The following is a 16,854-nucleotide window of genomic DNA, read 5'->3' as shown; positions in this document are numbered from 1 at the left end:
TCAGCCAGGAGCAAACTGCACGCTCCTGGCCGCCTGGTGCCAAAAGCAGACTTACCCCAGTTTGCGACCGCTGTGAGCCACCGCAATTCCGGCATTTCCGCCCGATGAACTGACAAATGCTGTAGCGCCCTTACTGGCGTAATGGCAACAGGCATGCCCCGCGCTCCGGAGTTTAAAAGAGCCGGTGGGCTGGGAAGACTCCATCTTCAGCCAGACATTGCATCCACTGTGTTGACTTAAAGAAAGGGAATGTATCAAAGGGGTCCGAATGCTTATTTCCATTTATTTAATTCCTTATGAATTCATCTCTCAGCGTAACTGCTGTTCTGCCCGAAGCCTTTTCAGAAGGACATCATAAAATTTATTAGCAAAACGCGGTGGATACACCTCTTACTGATTGGGGGGGTTAGAGTTTCATCTCTGTGTTCGAACGATGTGTTCTTACCCATGACATTTTCACTGACGGGAAGCAGCTCGCAAATTATACTCAACCCTCTTAAATAACCAGAAAAATCAAAAACATGTAATTCTTAAGTCAACTTAGCAATAATATGTTAACCGGAAAAAGGATCTTGAAAAGAGGCACTGGCGATGACTGTTTCTATAGGTGTACTTGCAGGTATGGGACCCCGATCCACAGCCCCCTTTGTTGATATGCTGGTGGCAGACTGCCAGATCGGGTACGGAGCGAAATATGATATGGATTTTCCCAAAATGCATATCATCTCGTTGCCTACACCTTTCTGGCCGGGCAAGATAATTGATGATGATGCGATGATCGCTGCCCTGCAGCAGGGGATTGCCGAACTCGTCAGGGCAAAAGTGAGTTTGATAGCTGTTCCCTGTAACCTTGCACACTGTTACTTTGCCGAAATGAAGGCGGTGAGCTCTGGTATTCCACTTCTGCATATCGCAGACAGCGCACTTGAGTCACTGCCTGCAGAAGTAACCAGGATAGCTGTACTGGCTACAGAACCTACGCTGGAAGCGGGCTTCTATCAGGCGCGGATTGAAGCTACTGGCAAAAAGATTATTGATTCACCTCTGCTTCGTGAAATGACCACCTCGCTGATTGGTCGGGTTAAAACAAAAGGCTTTCACGAGCCTGATGTAAAGGCAGAGTGGCAGAACTTAATGTCTGTAGTGGCAAGTTATAAGGTGGAAGCTCTTCTTATTGCATGTACAGATCTTAGTCCCCTGATAACTGACAATTCTTTCAGCTTTGTCATTGTGGTTAATCTGTTTAAGTCAGAAGTTAGCCGCTGAGTGTTTTCTGGGTACGCGTTTGATATGACTGGCACTTTTTGCCTTTAATTCAGGGAGAGGTATTCTGGATGAACGCGTATCAGGTTTACTCCCTGTACTTACAGACTTAATTTCAGGCTTCATCGTAACGGGCACATCAGTGTCGCGCTGGAATTTCATACAGACCGAACACTGGTCTGTTTCAGCGTAACGCTGCTTAGCCACAGCCATAGCCTGAGAATAATCATAAAATGAACCCAGGAAAGCTTGTTCCTTTTTAAGAAGATACTTACACCCTTTGCGATGTACAACTATTCCCAAAAAGCAATTATTACAAGCATAATAATAGCTCGTTTTTACCACAGTGATGTCCTTAAATTTCTGCTTATATCGTAAGCGTCTCACTAAAAATAGCCAGGGAGTTGACTTACGAAGATGTAATCATTTTTTCATTATTACTTAAGTCGGCTATATCAAAAATATATGAATTTTAAACCAACCTGTTAAATTAGCAGGTTGCGCCATAGTACCACTTGGTAAATATCACCCTTGTTAAATGCTTTAAATAGGAACTTATTTACCTTTAGTTAAGTAAGAAGTTGCTATAAACAGATCGCTTTATAAATTTCGAAGTCAGTCCTTAAAGCATTTTGAATAAAAGATGCAAATCCGGCCGGCAGCCGATGTATGATCACTAGGTTTTAACGCGCAAGTTTCAGAGCTTGTAATAAAGACGCTTAATCGAAGCTATTATTGCATGCTTTCTGCACAGGGAACACAGTCAGTCGATTCAGCCTGAAATCTCAGTTACCGCATATTCGACATATTCCAGTTCAGAAAATCCCCTGCTGGTAAATCGTTCCCGCTTCTTTTGCAGAAGATTTTAATGCTTCTTCATCCATCACGTAAGGTGTCCATTTATTATCAGGACGGCCTCCCTGCTTCATATAGAATGCCTCAGCATTATGATTGCCGGTCAACACGTCCCATTTCAACCGTCCGCTTCCCTGACTCAAAGCCCAGGCAGCGACATGGCGAAAAAGTGCAGACCCGGCTCCCTTTCCTCTGTAGCCCGGATCTACAAATAGTTCCTTAAGAACTACCGTGCTTTTTAAATCGTAGGTAAAAGGAATAATCAGCCCTACTGCATAACCCACAATAGCATCAGTACACTCAGCGACAAAAATATGGCATTCAGGATGACTGCCAAAAGCGCGTATAAGCAGCGATTTTTCGTCGACCCTGAACTCGCTGATATAAGATTCGAATTCTGCCAGCGAACGCATATGACCAAGTAGAGCTGGTAAATCATAAGGCTGTGCTGACCTGATATTTATTTGACGGGTTAACATGCGCAGGAAATTCCATCAGCTCGAGCGGAAGGACTCATTCCCTGCAGGGGAAGGCCTTCGTCAAGCCAATCAGTAAGACCACCGATCATTTCTTTTACATGAAAACCCAAACCAGCCAAACGTACCGCTGCCCGGTGAACGCCATTACAATGAGGACCTGCGCAGTAGACAACAAACAAGGTTTCGCCTGGATACCCGGACATCCGCTCCTCAGTAATGAAACGAGTTGGAATATTAACTGAGCCCGGAACATGCGATACCGAAAATGCCTCATGACTCCTTACATCTACCAACACATAGTCAACATTGCCCAACTTCTGGCTTTGATGCACATCGGAACAATCGGTTTCGAAGGCTAAACGACGGCTAAAATGTTGCAGAGATTCCGGGGGACTGGCGGGAAGTATTTCACTGATTAAGCTTGGCATAAAAAATGGCTCCTGTCTGAATGTGCGTTGATTGTATTAAGCAGTTTCATACTGATAAAGTGGCGCATCTGACAATAAGTGGTAATTTTCCGCCAATGTTAAATCAACCGGATTTAGTTGATATCCTTGCCTATGACGGGCTTTGCACATTTGAGTTTGGTATTGCCGTAGAAATTTTTGGCCTTCCACGCCCTGAATTTAATTTTCCCTGGTATAAACACCGTATAGTGTCTGTTGATCCTTATCCCATGCAGGCAGCAGGAGGGATTCAGATCATGTCCGGTTTCGGCCTGAAATCTCTGAAGGAAGCCCGAACCATTATTATTCCTGGCTGGCGTAATCGCGACGAAAGACCACCTCAGGAGTTACTGGACGCATTGTGTGACGCCTGTCATCGCGGAGCACGCATCCTATCGATATGTTCAGGTGTCTTTGTTCTCGCCGCAGCAGGACTGTTGGACGGGAAGCGCGCAACAACACACTGAAGGTATACGGATGAACTGGCAGAGCGCTATCCCAACATAACTGTTGATCCCAATGTTCTCTATGTCGACAGTGGCCAACTCATCACATCAGCGGGTAGCGCGGCGGGTATCGATGCTTGCCTTCATTTGATTAGTCGTGATTACGGCATGCATGTTGCCAACATTGTTGCACGACGTCTGGTAATGGCTCCTCAACGTTCTGGCGGGCAAATCCAATTCATACCTTCTCCTGTTGCACAGAAGCCTCGCGATGAAATTGCACCTGTACTTGAGTGGGTACTTCAAAATCTGGACAGTGCACTGTCAGTCAGTCAAATGGCGAAGAGAGCATTGATGTCAGAACGAACTTTTTTGAGGCGTTTCAGGGATGCGATGGGTAATACGCCTAAAGCATGGTTGCTGCAAATGCGAATGAACCTTGCGCGTGAATTACTGGAAAGCAATTATTATGATAATGAGCAAATTATGGAACGCTGCGGGTTCGGATCCATGGAAAGTTTCCGTGCTGCGTTTCGTAAATCTGTTGGGATCTCACCTTCTTCCTACCGTAAAAATTTTGGAGGGGCAAGCACGGATCGGGTTAGTTCATCGGGTTCGTCCCTCTCTGACTAACCTTCCAGCGTTTTTAATCTGTAGGTCCGTTTTTCGCTCATAGCGGACCTTGTACTGCGAGCATGCTTGTTTTGTGCCTAATGCGGACGCTTATGGCATCTGAGATGGTCATATTCAGGAAGCAGGTCACGTCAGGTGGAATGAGCAGACAGGACTTAAACGCTAGTTTTTAGATCTGACAATCCTTTTTGTTATTTTACCACTCAATACTAAGTCATCTTGCGTTGAAACGAGCCACAACTCCCTGAGGTCATCTTCCCAAAGCGTTTCATTACGAAAGCTGCCGAGGATAGTAGAAAGTTCCTGCGTTTCATGCTGGTCGAGATGGTCTGTCAGGTTAAAATATCCAACAAGAAAGAACTTCGTATGCTTAAGCCCAAGCAGTGACTGTATCTCCCCGAAGATGTGTCCCGCACCGTTTGCTTCGGGATATACTTTTAAATACAGTCTTCCCGTGTTAACCGGCCCAATGAAAATTCCGCCAAGCCTGTATTTCTTATAGGGAGAAGTATTTATAAATGACTGAAGGGCTTTTGTGACATGCTCGGTGCAATCATTAGTCAACCCGCTACTTATAGTCGCATGTAGTAGGCTTTTCCGCTTATCCAGTAAATCCCAGGCTATCTTCCCGGAAAAAGATGCGTTGCGCAGTGCCTTTTCAATCTTGATAAAAATAGCCGTCTCGCGCAGACGCCCATCGCTGACAGGCAGCACAAGAGAATTGCGTTTAGTGGTATAAGTACCCATACAGTAGTCTTCATCAATGGCTATAACGTCAGGGTGTGACGGATTAACCAAAGGAAGATGAGCGCGACGGTAATGGGTGTCCAGAACAATCTCGTCTCCGGCTGAGAATGCCCGTTGAGCACTACCGTACCCCAGCATGCTATCGTCAGTAAAAATCATCCCAATAATCCTTTTCTGCGGATTAAAAACTGCGACGGCTTACCCATTAACTGTTAAATGTAACAGTCAATCGAGCTTAAGCATTCCCTAGAGCTCCACGCTAGCAGGCCTTTGTTACAGTCAAATTAGGGAATTATTTGTTGGTGTGATGACCCGTTCCCCGTTCATTAACACAATCCGATGTTAATAATTACTCCATTTGTGGTGGGAACGATTGCGAACTTCAGCTTCTCGCTGACAGAAGACTGTGCCCTCACCTCACCCGCAACTGGGAACCCACTTAATTTGGTATCAGAACACGGACCATTTTCTTTTTCTTCGATCTCATTTGAGGCCAGCCGGCGCAGTCAGTAGCAGGAACTGGCCTTGCTGTTGCCATCAGATTCAAAGGGAAACGCGGAATGCATTGCGCTTTTGTATGAACTCAGATCATTCAAAAAAGAGCCGGCATAACTTAACTTTCACTGGATTTTCAGGGGCAAAATGAAAGCTATAAGACACTTTACCCGCCCTCACCTTTAATACGTAGGGAGTCCTGACTCAGTTAGCGTTATGTTTAGGGACATTCAGGTAGGCCTGAACGTAGCGGCTGAATTTGCCAACAAATATGCCAGCGAAGAAGCCGTAAGTCAGAACCTCTGACACCATTACCCAGGGTCGTGTAGCCAGCTCCGGGTCAGTTGCCTGCAGTACGCCAAATGCATATTTGCTGGCGAAGGCCAAAAGCATCACCGGGAGTACGGTCAGATCGGCGGGGCGATGGATAACTCCGCGAGCACGGCCGACGGTGAGTGGATTTTATACTGATAAGCCGCGTGCCAGTTGCTGTGCCCGCAAGCAGCGAGGCCAGCCAGTGGGATACGGTTTCCAGCGTAAACCCGTACAGCCGCTGCATCTCAGCCAGTCCCATAATGGTGAAAATCAGCGGAATTATTGCCAGTTTCCCCAGGGTAACCTCACCCGGTTTTCTGGCTTTAATGCCGCGCAGGATCAGGTAAAGAAACAGCAGGTAAACCCAGAAAGGTGTGTCTGTCAAAAAACGGGATAATATTTCCATCATCCTCTCCGGATAAAATCTGTAATGGTGCAGCTCACTGCGTGTTACGTCTGTCCTTAGCGGCCAGTATCAGGAGAAGCGGTAACAACACAACGTGAACTATTGTTAATCCCAGTAAAACCCCGACGTTGCCAGCCTGATAATCTCCGGCGCTGGTGATTTGGTGAAAATGTCCGTAAGCCAGCCCGGCAAACTCAATAGTTACAAACATTACCACGGCCAATTTAAATTCAAGTGTGCGCCAGAAAGACATCACAGCCACTATGCCCAGCGCAATATCCGACATCCCCATTTCGAACTGAAAGGGACTGCTCTGCCAGCCAATGAATGCGGCTGCAGTTTGTGGGAAAACTGTGTGGTAAAGTCCCGCCCACAGAGACGTGAAGCCTGTTGAGAGCAACAGTAACCATGAAAGAAGATTTTCAGCGCGACTGACTGTTTTTGGGGCGTGAATTAACGATATGAGTAGCGCAAGAATAAACGCTACCAGCGGGATATTCGTTAAACCAGGCGGATAATACTGGCAGCCGTAATCGTTCTCTCCCGGAATGAAAGCACCTGAATTATATCCCCCTGTTTTTGGTTGCGCCTCTCTTCAGTCAGACGCTCAGATTGTTAATGGCCCGGCAAAACACAAGCCTTTAAAATTTTTGCTCTGCTTAATACAGGTGATAAGGGATTTTTCTTTGTTGCTAAGGCATTCACGCTGCAGCATCTTCCTGATGAACGATCCAATATAATGAATCTACCCAGCCGTTGAGAATTATCTTAAAAGCCAGTAGTGCCACTCTTATATCCCCCTGTTTTGCCGCAGGTGAACTTAGCTTAAGCGGAGGCGTTTATTCTGTCGGACATACCGGCATCTCTTTACAGGCTGAGGTTTCTCATGAGTGAATACCGTGGTGGTGCAGGTAATTTTGCAGTTAATCGTGAAAAAGCCGTTGAGGCAGGCAGGAAAGGCGGTCAGCTGAGCGGGGGAAATTTCAAACATAATCCCGATCGTGCTGCAGAGGCAGGAAGAAAAGGTGGCACAGTCAGTCGCCGGAAGTAATCACCCGTTTGCCCTGCCGTTTTGTTATGGCAGGGTACGCTCTGGCTTTTGTAGGCGGGTTATAACTCATTCTGTTCACCTATAATGCAGCATTTGCATTGTCCGGATGTTGCCACCCCAGTGCATCAGCTATAGCGCGACGATAGGCAGTATTAATTTGTCGGGGGACCTGGTCGATGTAACGCCGGGCGTGATCGCGTTTTTCACCTTCAAGCTGCTGAAGATAGTTAATTACCTCTTCAACGCCGGGAACGCGCCCTTCAGTTGAATCTGTACGCGCAGGCAATGCCGTCCATATCAGCGCATCAATGTTTTTGCTGCGCGCCCACGTTTCCAGCGGACCGGTTGCTGTATGGCTGGTAAGCATGATACCTGCCCCGTCCACGCGTTGTTCCGGTATGCCTTCACGTTCGCGTAACGCTTTGCAGGCCGTATCCAGTGAAGCCGTGGCCAGCAAAGCCCAGAATACCTGCACCGGCCCGGCATTCAGACAAAGTGCAGTTGCGACTTCCCCGCCATCACTGACGCGGGCAAATTCAACCGGCACTTCCGGGCCATCCGCATACCAGCTTCCTTCGACAGGCAACTGACCGGGTTTCCAGATCAGCGAGCCCCAGCCGAGGCAGGCAATTTTCATGCTGCTGACTCCTGAACTGAGTTAATCATGAATGTGCATTATGACTAAAGAGTAGCTGGTACTACGCAACGGCGGAAAAATTTATACGGTGTACGTATACGGCCTTCGTCATGAGCAGTTAATGCAAAAATCTCTACTGATAAGTAGCATTCGCTTTAATTCGCAAGTAGTCCTCTGCTCTGGTTGTTGGTTATCAGATCCCAGCCATAAGACCCGGAACGCACTTTTTGCGGTCTGGCGGAACTTGCCGGCTCTGTCGGCCAGCACAGTAAGGCTGACGACCCGGTTCATCGAAATGTCGGGAGGAACCATGCGGTAGTTATTTCTTTCACAGCTTGCAGGCAAAAAAATACCCGCACAGGGCGGGCTAAAATTCGTTACAGAGGAGTCCTCCTCTGTAACTGTAGACAGACATGCCGGCGTAAAGTTCATTAATTGTCTGTTTAATAATGATTTAACCTGACGGTAGTTTTATTCCGGGCCAGTCAGATTAATTAATACTGTTGTCTTCAGCCTACTACCAGATTTCTTCACGAATGGCTTCCTGTTCCTTTTCATCCGCCGCGGCTTCAGGTTCAGCAAACAGCGACCAGATTCTTTCTTCCAGTCCCGGTTTCTCATACTGATGGTCTGAGACACTAGACTGCGTGTCATTACTCGCATAACGCCCGCCGCTCTTTGTCCGGGTGGATGAAAAAGAAAAAAGCCCGCAAACAGAGCTGCGGGCAAAAGTAACAAGGATTTCTCTTAGGTGCACATTTCGTACTTTCTGTGCAGCTGTAGATTCTGGCTAAAGAGTTTATGTTTGCAAGCGAGGCGTATTCCGGCTGCGCAGTTTCAGCCCTTCGCCATCAGTCTCCGGCCAGTAAGCGCTGCAGGGCTGGCTCTCCTGCCCTGCCGGGGAGCCAGAAGAAGTCTGCGAGGTGTTGATGAAACTCCTTTTAAAAAAGGCCATTATTCCTTTTCCTGCAGCAGGATTCAGTAGGGCTACGCGAAACCAGGCGCGGGCAGATTCATCTTGTGTTGTTACCCCGTCTGTTAAACACACTGTCATTTCTCAGAAACCGCCAGCTTTTGCTTACGAATTTATGACGAGCCGTATGGGCTTGCGTCATTTTTTCTCATCACGGCCTCTTCACCCGGCACTTTCTGTCAGTTTCTCCAGGTTATGCCAGGCTTGTTTGTGTACATGCCAGTGATTTCGCCGGAAAATTTGCAGGGGAACATATTTTCTGTCGCTCGAGTCGGGCATAAGACCATGCTAAAAGCATGCCGGCCCCAGCCCGATTAAAGGGTTATGCCCGCGAGACCCGGTAAAAGGCACGTATGTACAACCGTTGCAGGATATAACACATCTGAACTGTCACCCAGGAGAGACCAATGGCTCATGAAACAATCGTAACAATGTTCAGTACCCTAACTCTGGCAGAAGGTGCGAAGCGGAACCTGATTAAGGCCGGCTTCAGCGATGATGATATTGATATTATCTCAGGCGAACGCCTCCGTTCTGAGGGGCATGAAGCGCGTCATCCCGGTTTCTGGCAACGCCTGTTTGGCAACACCCTTGAGGAAGATCAGGAAGAAGTTTACGAAGATGCGCTGCGTACTGGCGGGGTGGTTCTGTCGCTTCGTGCCGATGAGGATGAGACCCCGCGCGCGCTGGGTATTCTGGATGCGCATGAGGAACTTACAGGGCGCAGCGCAGCGGCCCCGGCTGATTACACGACTGATGATGAGCTTACTTCGCCTCCGAGTGGCAAAAGTAACCAGACCGGCACGGATGCAGTACGGACATCACTGACCGGTGATGAAAGCGAGGAAGACATTCTTCGTCTGGCTGAAGAACGTCTTGAAGTCGGTAAGCGACTGGTCAGTGAGGGCTCCACCCGTGTCCGCCGCTATACCGTTACCGATCGCGTTTCCGAAAATATCACATTGCGCGAGCAGCACGCCGAAATCTTCCGTCGCCCGCTCAGTGAAACCGGCGCGCCAGACAGCGTTGACTGGTCAGAAAAAACGGTAGAAGTTGCTGAAACCCATGAACAACCCGTCATTAACAAAACGGCGCACATCAAAGAAGAAGTGGTGGTACGCACAGATGAAAGCGATCGGGTGGAGACGGTCAGTGACTCAGTGCGCCGTCAGGAAGTGGATATTGATCATGCAGATACCGCGCAGGCCTCAGACATAGCTCATAATGCCGGGACATTGCCGGAAGCATCCCGTTCAGATAATGCCAGAGAATATGACGTCACGTCAGGCCAGGCACGAACAGATCGCCCGGAGCACAAAGAAAGCTTAGCCGACAAGGCAGGTGACAAAATTGCGGAAGCCAAAGAGAAAGTCGAAGACAAGTTCAAAAAGCCGTAATTTATTTCCCTGGCGATAACCACCGCTCAGGCCCGCATCCCGGAATGCGGGCTTTTTTTTATCTGTTAATTACCTGCTTCTGTGCGTGCTTTCCGCTCACAGCGGCCCCTGAAAACCTGCTCAATGACAGCTTTATGGCAGGTGCGGATATTACAAACCTGAAAGTGACTGAAACTGGTCATAGTGATTATTTGTCAGCCCTGCTTTTGCCTGAGGATATAAATGAAGTTTTCCTGCCTAAATCGCTCCAGATTACCGGAAGATTATACAGTCCGCGCGAAGGCAATATATCTGTTTTTGGCTCACAGAGAACTGTGCCCTCTCCTCAACCACAACTGAAAACCCCACTTAATTTGGTGTCAGAACGCTGACCATTTTAGCTTTTTTCAACATCGTTTGAGGTCAGCTGGCGCAGTCAGCTGCAGGAACTGGCCTTGCCGTTGCCATCAGACCCCAGCCGCAAGGCCCGACACCTGCAGGGGTTCGACGGCGCTTCCCGGCTCTGCCGGTTAGCGCCGTCGGGCTAACGACCCGGCAACACCGGGGGAGCCGGAGAATGGTCACCAGGTTCTTAAAGCTGTTAACCTCAGAGAAGACAAACCCGGAACCGCGACATAGCCACGGTAAGCAGCAAGAGAAAACCATAAGACAGCGCTCCGGAGAGAGAAAGTACAGGCGGAGGGAGATGACCGGTGCATCAGCACCGGTCCTTCCCGGCCCGCAGGGCCGCTCGCCTGAAGCAGGCAGAGTCGCCCCCGCCTGGCTTACTTTTTCACAGCGGCTTACTGGTTAATCCCCAATCCCACCATTGATACCGTTTCGTTACCCGCCACCACGATATGATCGAGTAACCTCACTTCTACCAGGTTAAGTGCATGACTTATGCGGATCGTAATTTCTTTGTCAGCGCGTGACGGCTCCGTCGTAAATGAAGGGTGGTTATGGCTCAGTATCACCGCGGCGGCATTCAGCCGCAGCGCCTCACGCACGATTTCGCGCGGATGAATATTGACGATATTAAGTGACCCACTGAACATTTCATCGTAAGCCAGCAGCTGATACTGATTATTCAGGAACGCCACCGCAAAAATCTCGCGCTCACGTCCGGTGAGTTTTGCCCGAAAATACTCCTCAGAAACCTCAGATGAGCTGAAGGTGGTGCCACGAGGATAGCGATAGTCGATGGCGCGCACCGCCTCAGCGAGGATCTGCACGTTTGATGCCATAATAAAATTGCCCTGCGCATCACGAAAATGAAGTGTACTGAAGAAGCGGACGTTATCGCCGACAGCCTCCATTGATGATTCGGTATATTCTGAAGCGGTGCTGTTGACGTTCTGTGTGTTCATGCTGGTTCTCCTCTCAGGTGGTTGTGATGTTTCGGTGAATTCGTCGCGGTTAAGGGCTGGTCAGCAGCGTCATTCGTTCAGCACAGGGGCGCGCAGCGTGCATTTCACCCTTGAGCTGAACGAATGACGCTGCTACTGAAAAAACCTCCGCGCCGGACGGACCAGGACATCAACACCGGGAACATAGATGAGTAGGAACGCACCCGCACACCGGAGCGTGAGGCTACAGACGACGGAGCTATCCGGCGTGGTCAAGGCGCTGGTGCAGGCCAGCTGCAGGGGTGGCGGTTAGCCATCAGACCCCTGCAGCAAGGCCCGGAACGCATTTTTTGCGGTCCGGCGGTGCTTACCGGCTTTGCCAGTTAGCGCAGTCGGGCTGAGGACCTGGCAAAGCCGGGGTGCCGGAGGAGACCATCAGGGTGTTAAAGCATTTGACCTTTGCTGACCTGCAGGAATACCAGCAGCAGAAAGCAAAGAGAGGAAACCGTGAGACAGCGTCCCGGAGAGGGAAAGCGAAAGCAGTAGCTTCTGTCTCTTTCTGAACGGTGTAGGAAAACGCGGTAACCGGAAGAAAACTGCGTTGAGATACCTATCTCTTGCCAGCGGCCTGAAACCGTAGTTCATCCTACCTTGCCAGTTTGCGTGCATGCCGTGCGATTCTCTTTTTCGGTGCCAAGGTTAGTGGATGAGTCAGTTAAATGCATTTAAGCTTTGGGTAAACAAAGCTATTCATGTCAGTTGGTCATGCAGGTGAATGGGCACGCATAAAAATCAACGCTCAGACAAGCTTCCTTATAAAGAGGATGAAATGACGGTCAGCCTCGCAGAAGCAAAGCTGAGTATGACACGGCGTCAGGTTGTTTAAGGCCGGGTCAGAGTAGAGCGCTTTCTATTTATTGATGAAGAAACGGTAAATAGCGTGTTCCAAATTTCTTGGACATAGCCTGCAATGGCTATGCTTTACCTCCTTACGATATGCAGGAAAAATGTGATGTATCATTCCGACCCACAGATGCTGCTGCTGCTGTATTTCGTTCTGCCTGTATGGCTTATTGCCGGATTTGCCGACTGGCTTTGCCACAGGGCAACGGATATAGAAACGACTACTGGACTTAAAGAAACTTACATTCATATCTTGATGTTTTTAGAGATGGGCTTGCCTTTACTTTCAGCCCTCTTTCTAGACGTTAACGCGTTGGTTATTGCGTTCATGATTGTGTTGTTCTTTTGTCATGAGGCCACCGCCTTATGGGATGTCAGTTATGCAGTGACCGCAAGGCGAGTTTCCCCGGTTGAGCAACATGTTCACAGTTTCCTTGAAATGGTTCCCCTTATGGCCCTACTGCTGGTCATCTCCCGGCACTGGCCGCAGTTTCTGGCGTTGTTTGGTTTCGGGGAAGAACCTGCCCGGTTTGAACTGAAACAGAGAGCAGACCCTTTGCCGACCGGTTATATTGTCGCCGTCCTTACGGGGATTTTTCTCCTGGAAGTGCTGCCTTATCTTGAGGAATATTGGCGTGGAAGAAAAGCCAGGAAAGGCTGATAAGGTGCAGGTTAAACAGGAGAGCAAAATACCTTTATGGGCGATTCAGGGTTTCCTCTTTTACAGACTGTAATTTATTACGCCGATTTCATGTTGTTGACAGACGCAATTCAGCAATGGCCATACGAATATCACACCGGTGAAAAGCCGAACAGATGCACCGCAAGCCCCATCATTGCTGCAGCAGCAATGACATGAGTGACTTTCCACTTATAACGGAAAAGCGCCACGGCGGAAGCAACAGCAATAACAGCTGCCCAGACATCAATGCCGCCTTCTGCGCCTGCGGGCCAGATGATGTGCCAGATAAAAAATAATGCCAGGTTAAGAATAACTCCCACTACAGCGGCGGTAATCGCCGTCAATGGGGCAGTGAAGCCAATTTTATTGTGCGTTGTTTCAATAAAAGGGCCGCCAGCAAGGATGAAAATAAACGAGGGTAGGAAGGTAAACCATGTCACCAAACAGGCAGCTACCGCGCCTCCAATGAATAGTGTATCCGGGCCGAACACGGCTTTCGTGTAACCGCCTACAAAGCCGACAAAGGTTACGACCATAATCAGCGGTCCAGGCGTGGTCTCGCCCAGCGCCAGACCGTCCATCATCTGTCCCGGCGTCAGCCAGCTAAAATGTGTAACCGCGCCCTGATAAACATAAGGAAGTACCGCATAGGCACCGCCGAAGGTCAGAAGCGCGGCTTTAGTGAAGAACCAGCTCATCTGCGTAACCGGATGGTCCCATCCCAGCAGGACAACCAGCGATACCATCGGAATGAACCAGAGCACTGCACCGGCAGCGATAACTTTTGCCATACGCAGCCAGCTGAAAACGGCATGGGCCGAAAGCGGTGTGTTGTCGTCAATAACGGCAGCACCATATCTCTTATCCTGCACCTTGTGCTCGTTACCGCCCGTAAAATTTTCCGGTGCCATGCGCCCACCAATGAATCCGGCTACGGCTGCAAAAATGACAATCAGCGGGAACGATACGTTGAGGGCAAAGACGGCGATAAATGCCGCCGCCGCGATGGCCCAGTGTGTGCCATTTTTCAGTGCGCGGGAGCCGATGCGGTGTGCGGCCTGAAGCACAATGGCCGCCACGGCAGGTTTGATACCATAAAATATGCCGGCCACTACGGCTACATCTCCCCAGGCAATGTAGATCCACGAAAGCGCAATGAGAAGCAGCAGCGAGGGGAGTATGAACAGCAGTCCTGCCAGCACGCCGCCCCACGTTTTATGCATCAGCCAGCCAATATAGGTTGCAAGCTGCTGCACCTCCGGGCCAGGCAACACCATACAGAAGTTAAGCGCATGCAGAAAACGCCGTTCGGATATCCAGCGCCGATTTTCGACCAATTCCTGATGCATAATGGAAATCTGCCCAGCAGGTCCGCCAAAGCTGATAAAGCCCAGCTTCAGCCAGAACAGAAAAGCTTCACGTAAAGTGACCGGAGAGATTTTACTTTCTGTCTCCGGTAGAGCGACGGATGATACTTTGTTCATGATTACCGCACCTTTTTTCACAAGAGTTCAACAGACCGTCAAACACCAGGCAGGCTGCTGACAGCAGTTCGTCATCATCCGTTATATTTTGGCGTAATCCTGCCAAGATGCTTTCGACGCCTACTGCCTCAGCGGGCTGAATACCACCCACATCGAGATAGTGCACCAGCTGCCCGAAGGCATTCAGTGCCTCCTGCTCAAGACCGAAGCGGGTGACGAGTACTTCAAAAGTCACCCGCATGTCTATGTGACTGAAAAGCGCGCCGTCAAAATCAAACCCAATGGCGTCGGGCGGACAGGCATTTGCATTTTCAAGCCACAGAAACCGGGCTTCGTCATCAATGAATCGACGGATAAGCCAGGCGCTGGCCAGCCTATCAACCCAAGGCCGCTTACGCGTCGCCCACACCTGGCGGCGAAAATCTTCTTTATAGAGTCGGGTCAGATCTCCTTGCCGGGCATGCGGCTCGTCAGGAGAAATCAGCCAGTTTATATGCAGTTCACATTCAGCAAGAGCGGCTCTGGCCTGTCTCTGCGCTTCGCTGGGAAAAAAGTCAATGGCGCTCAGCTTGTCAAACTCGCGGCGCAATTTCCTGAGCGGCTTAAGCTGGCTGGCTGCGGTATCGCTGGTCAGTCCGTTTCTGCAGGCCGTCAGGTTCTGCAGAAACGCGCCGTACTGTTCTGAGCGGTCAAACAGCGGACGAAGTGCATCTTCTTCTGCAGAATCTGCGGTAAACACGTACGCTGAGCCACCTTCGTCGCGTATCTCCTGACTTGTCTGGACGAAAGTCGCATAACCCTCTTCAACGTCAGGAAGCAGGTATACGCCGTCGCGCAGCACGGCTGCACCTACATTTTTCAGCGATCGCCATACGCGCATGCGCAGCGTGGCCTGCTCTGTCGAGAGCGTCAGTACAAGAATGTGTATTTTCATTATGTAGAAATTACTACAAAAAATAATAAACGCTACAAATTTATTGATTCTAGGATTAGGCCGCTTCCTGTGTCATTCGAAAACTCAGGAAACAGGCTGGTTTTTGTTTCAGAAAGGGAACCCAATGAGGAGGATGATAAAACTGCGTTACGCCATAATCGCTATGCCACCCGCATGCTTCCGGCCAGCAGTGGCTCCGCAGAAAGAAAGCAAAAACAAAGATTACCTGGCATCCGGTGTCATTATGGCAACACGGTACAGCCGGAGCCGGTGACTTTATTCTGTTTCAATACGCACGATTTTGAGGCGAGCCGGTAGAACGCGCTCAATTTCCTTGCGGTGGTAAGGTGAAAGTTTACGCCACTCCCGCGTTTCCTTCAGCGTACGTCCGCAGCCCCGGCACCATCCTTTGGCATTATCGAAAGCACATATGTCTGTGCAGGGTGATTTAGCGGCCATAAGAACTCCTCATTAAAGATATCAAAACCCCTTCCGGGGGATTCCGGCATGAATGCCAGCCAAAATGTGAACCGGGACATTATCCAGAAAGTATCTCACTACGACTTAAGCATGCCATAACGTTAACCTTTATATATACTATACCCCAGTATACTACATAACAACATGGAGGCACCTTTGTCGCATACGCTGAAAGACCAGAAAAAATTGCTGTTGCGCGTTAAACGCATTAAAGGTCAGACAGAATCGCTTGAAAAAGCACTGGAATCAGGCACGGAATGCCTGAAGGTGTTGCAGCAGGTGGCTGCTGTCCGGGGAGCCATCAACGGGCTGATGAGTGAGTTGCTGGAAGGCCATATTCGGGAACACCTGATGAGTGAATCCGCCACGCCGGAAGATCGAGAAAACGACCTTGAAGACATCGTGGCGGTTATCCGCGCCTATATGAAATAACCGATAAGCCGGATTACCGCAGAAAGGAGAACAAATGCTCTGGATCATAATAAAATACGCCATTACCGCCGGTATGGTGGTTCTGATTTCTGAAGTGGCAAAACGCAGCGACAGGCTTGGAGGGTTGCTGGCCGCCCTGCCTTTGGTTACGGTCCTGGTGCTGGTGTGGATGAAGCTTGAGGGGCAGACGCAGGAAAAGATTGCCAACCACGCCTGGTATACGTTCTGGTACGTAGTGCCAACGCTGCCGATGTTTATCGCCTTTCCATTTTTGTATCAGCGTTTTGGTTTCTGGCTCACCCTGGCGATATGCTGCGTAATGACGATTCTGCTGTTTGCGGTCTGGGCCGTCATATTGCGTCGCTTTGGCATTGAGCTGATGTAAATTTACTCGCCTCCTTTCCTGCCGGACCTTTCACACTTTCAGCAATGACGGAGTCAGCATTAATCCCGCAGTCTGGTGAGCTG

At 49.5% G+C, this 16,854-nt stretch carries 18 protein-coding genes and 1 pseudogene; 8 read left to right on the top strand and 11 right to left on the bottom strand.

The features are described 5' to 3' along the window. Nucleotides 1-51: 51 nt before the first annotated feature. The gene (locus MUG06_RS18810; protein ID WP_243079644.1) at nt 52-282 is read right to left on the bottom strand and encodes a pyridoxal-phosphate dependent enzyme; all 231 of its coding nucleotides are present in this window, start codon (nt 280-282) and stop codon (nt 52-54) included. Nucleotides 283-591: 309 nt separating this feature from the next. Between MUG06_RS18810 and MUG06_RS18805 the strand changes: the two genes are divergently transcribed. Next, complete coding sequence (locus MUG06_RS18805; RefSeq protein ID WP_243079643.1) at nt 592-1,266, top strand: aspartate/glutamate racemase family protein; 675 nt, start codon at nt 592-594, stop codon at nt 1,264-1,266. A gap of 812 nt (nt 1,267-2,078) precedes the next feature. Here the strand turns inward: MUG06_RS18805 and MUG06_RS18800 are convergent. Beyond that, on the bottom strand, nt 2,079-2,597 hold the full coding sequence (locus tag MUG06_RS18800; protein ID WP_243079642.1) for a GNAT family N-acetyltransferase: 519 nt from the start codon (nt 2,595-2,597) through the stop codon (nt 2,079-2,081). Further along, the gene (locus MUG06_RS18795; RefSeq protein ID WP_243079641.1) at nt 2,591-3,025 is read right to left on the bottom strand and encodes a rhodanese-like domain-containing protein; all 435 of its coding nucleotides are present in this window, start codon (nt 3,023-3,025) and stop codon (nt 2,591-2,593) included. Before MUG06_RS18795 ends, MUG06_RS18800 begins: the two co-directional genes overlap by 7 nt. Nucleotides 3,026-3,120: 95 nt before the next feature. Between MUG06_RS18795 and ftrA the strand changes: the two are divergent. Continuing rightward, nucleotides 3,121-4,122, top strand: a pseudogene (gene ftrA, locus MUG06_RS18790) (transcriptional regulator FtrA). Nucleotides 4,123-4,284: 162 nt separating this feature from the next. On the opposite strand, the gene MUG06_RS18785 reads toward ftrA, so the two are convergent. The 3 genes from MUG06_RS18785 to MUG06_RS22865 form a co-directional block, all read right to left on the bottom strand. Further along, nucleotides 4,285-5,028 carry a hypothetical protein gene (locus tag MUG06_RS18785; protein WP_243079640.1) on the bottom strand — a complete coding sequence of 248 codons (744 nt, stop codon included), beginning with the start codon at nt 5,026-5,028 and terminating at the stop codon, nt 4,285-4,287. A 540-nt stretch (nt 5,029-5,568) separates the two neighbouring features. Continuing rightward, nucleotides 5,569-5,760, bottom strand: coding sequence for a hypothetical protein (locus tag MUG06_RS18780; protein WP_243079639.1), 192 nt, complete (start codon nt 5,758-5,760; stop codon nt 5,569-5,571). 359 nt (nt 5,761-6,119) lie between these two features. Continuing rightward, nucleotides 6,120-6,575 (bottom strand): DUF6790 family protein, encoded by a 456-nt coding sequence (locus MUG06_RS22865; protein ID WP_347568908.1) that lies wholly within the window; start codon nt 6,573-6,575, stop codon nt 6,120-6,122. Nucleotides 6,576-6,971: 396 nt separating this feature from the next. On the opposite strand from MUG06_RS22865, the gene MUG06_RS18770 reads away from it, so the two are divergent. Further along, entirely contained in the window at nt 6,972-7,136 is a 165-nt protein-coding gene (locus MUG06_RS18770) for a general stress protein (protein WP_243079637.1), read from the top strand. Between the two features lie 79 nt (nt 7,137-7,215). Here MUG06_RS18770 and MUG06_RS18765 read toward each other — a convergent pair whose 3' ends face one another. Continuing rightward, nucleotides 7,216-7,773 carry a hypothetical protein gene (locus MUG06_RS18765; RefSeq protein WP_243079636.1) on the bottom strand — a complete coding sequence of 186 codons (558 nt, stop codon included), beginning with the start codon at nt 7,771-7,773 and terminating at the stop codon, nt 7,216-7,218. A 1,380-nt stretch (nt 7,774-9,153) separates the two neighbouring features. Here MUG06_RS18765 and MUG06_RS18760 point away from each other — a divergent pair. Then, entirely contained in the window at nt 9,154-10,143 is a 990-nt protein-coding gene (locus MUG06_RS18760) for a YsnF/AvaK domain-containing protein (RefSeq protein WP_243079635.1), read from the top strand. Between the two features lie 134 nt (nt 10,144-10,277). Further along, a complete protein-coding gene (locus MUG06_RS18755) occupies nt 10,278-10,514 on the top strand; it encodes a hypothetical protein (protein ID WP_243079634.1) in 237 nt (78 codons plus the stop codon). A gap of 411 nt (nt 10,515-10,925) precedes the next feature. On the opposite strand, the gene MUG06_RS18750 is transcribed toward MUG06_RS18755, so the two are convergent. Next, complete coding sequence (locus MUG06_RS18750) at nt 10,926-11,441, bottom strand: JAB domain-containing protein (RefSeq protein WP_243079688.1); 516 nt, start codon at nt 11,439-11,441, stop codon at nt 10,926-10,928. A gap of 1,042 nt (nt 11,442-12,483) precedes the next feature. Between MUG06_RS18750 and MUG06_RS18745 the strand changes: the two genes are divergently transcribed. After that, nucleotides 12,484-13,035, top strand: coding sequence for a diguanylate cyclase (locus tag MUG06_RS18745; RefSeq protein WP_215844907.1), 552 nt, complete (start codon nt 12,484-12,486; stop codon nt 13,033-13,035). A 131-nt stretch (nt 13,036-13,166) separates the two neighbouring features. On the opposite strand, the gene chrA is transcribed toward MUG06_RS18745, so the two are convergent. The 3 genes from chrA to MUG06_RS18730 all read right to left on the bottom strand — a co-directional run bounded on the left by chrA (nt 13,167) and on the right by MUG06_RS18730 (nt 15,933). Further along, nucleotides 13,167-14,540 carry a chromate efflux transporter gene (gene chrA / locus MUG06_RS18740; RefSeq protein ID WP_243079633.1) on the bottom strand — a complete coding sequence of 458 codons (1,374 nt, stop codon included), beginning with the start codon at nt 14,538-14,540 and terminating at the stop codon, nt 13,167-13,169. Beyond that, nucleotides 14,497-15,468 carry a chromate resistance protein ChrB domain-containing protein gene (locus MUG06_RS18735; protein WP_243079687.1) on the bottom strand — a complete coding sequence of 324 codons (972 nt, stop codon included), beginning with the start codon at nt 15,466-15,468 and terminating at the stop codon, nt 14,497-14,499. Before MUG06_RS18735 ends, chrA begins: the two co-directional genes overlap by 44 nt. A 282-nt stretch (nt 15,469-15,750) precedes the next feature. Next, the gene (locus MUG06_RS18730; protein ID WP_243079632.1) at nt 15,751-15,933 is read right to left on the bottom strand and encodes a DUF1289 domain-containing protein; all 183 of its coding nucleotides are present in this window, start codon (nt 15,931-15,933) and stop codon (nt 15,751-15,753) included. A gap of 177 nt (nt 15,934-16,110) precedes the next feature. Here MUG06_RS18730 and MUG06_RS18725 point away from each other — a divergent pair, with 177 nt between their 5' ends. Next, a complete protein-coding gene (locus MUG06_RS18725; protein ID WP_243079631.1) occupies nt 16,111-16,386 on the top strand; it encodes a metal/formaldehyde-sensitive transcriptional repressor in 276 nt (91 codons plus the stop codon). A gap of 34 nt (nt 16,387-16,420) precedes the next feature. After that, complete coding sequence (locus tag MUG06_RS18720) at nt 16,421-16,771, top strand: DUF3147 family protein (RefSeq protein ID WP_243079630.1); 351 nt, start codon at nt 16,421-16,423, stop codon at nt 16,769-16,771. Nucleotides 16,772-16,854: the final 83 nt, after the last annotated feature.

The sequence above is a fragment of the Pantoea sp. MQR6 genome, assembly GCF_022761075.1.
In the GTDB taxonomy this organism is placed as follows: Bacteria; Pseudomonadota; Gammaproteobacteria; order Enterobacterales; family Enterobacteriaceae; genus Pantoea; species Pantoea phytostimulans.
Note: the sequence above shows the minus strand (reverse complement) of the source record. Positions and strands in the feature narration are given on the sequence as shown.

Coding starts and splice junctions, on each gene's coding strand:
- MUG06_RS18785 (WP_243079640.1), bottom strand. CDS start 5,028: ATGATTTTTACTGACGATAGCATGCTGGGGTACGGTAGTGCTCAACGG.
- MUG06_RS18720 (WP_243079630.1), top strand. CDS start 16,421: ATGCTCTGGATCATAATAAAATACGCCATTACCGCCGGTATGGTGGTT.
- chrA (WP_243079633.1), bottom strand. CDS start 14,540: ATGAACAAAGTATCATCCGTCGCTCTACCGGAGACAGAAAGTAAAATC.
- MUG06_RS18800 (WP_243079642.1), bottom strand. CDS start 2,597: ATGTTAACCCGTCAAATAAATATCAGGTCAGCACAGCCTTATGATTTA.
- MUG06_RS18795 (WP_243079641.1), bottom strand. CDS start 3,025: ATGCCAAGCTTAATCAGTGAAATACTTCCCGCCAGTCCCCCGGAATCT.
- MUG06_RS18745 (WP_215844907.1), top strand. CDS start 12,484: ATGTATCATTCCGACCCACAGATGCTGCTGCTGCTGTATTTCGTTCTG.
- MUG06_RS18810 (WP_243079644.1), bottom strand. CDS start 282: ATGGAAATAAGCATTCGGACCCCTTTGATACATTCCCTTTCTTTAAGT.
- MUG06_RS18755 (WP_243079634.1), top strand. CDS start 10,278: ATGGCAGGTGCGGATATTACAAACCTGAAAGTGACTGAAACTGGTCAT.
- MUG06_RS18805 (WP_243079643.1), top strand. CDS start 592: ATGACTGTTTCTATAGGTGTACTTGCAGGTATGGGACCCCGATCCACA.
- MUG06_RS18770 (WP_243079637.1), top strand. CDS start 6,972: ATGAGTGAATACCGTGGTGGTGCAGGTAATTTTGCAGTTAATCGTGAA.
- MUG06_RS18760 (WP_243079635.1), top strand. CDS start 9,154: ATGGCTCATGAAACAATCGTAACAATGTTCAGTACCCTAACTCTGGCA.
- MUG06_RS18750 (WP_243079688.1), bottom strand. CDS start 11,441: ATGGAGGCTGTCGGCGATAACGTCCGCTTCTTCAGTACACTTCATTTT.
- MUG06_RS18730 (WP_243079632.1), bottom strand. CDS start 15,933: ATGGCCGCTAAATCACCCTGCACAGACATATGTGCTTTCGATAATGCC.
- MUG06_RS18765 (WP_243079636.1), bottom strand. CDS start 7,773: ATGAAAATTGCCTGCCTCGGCTGGGGCTCGCTGATCTGGAAACCCGGT.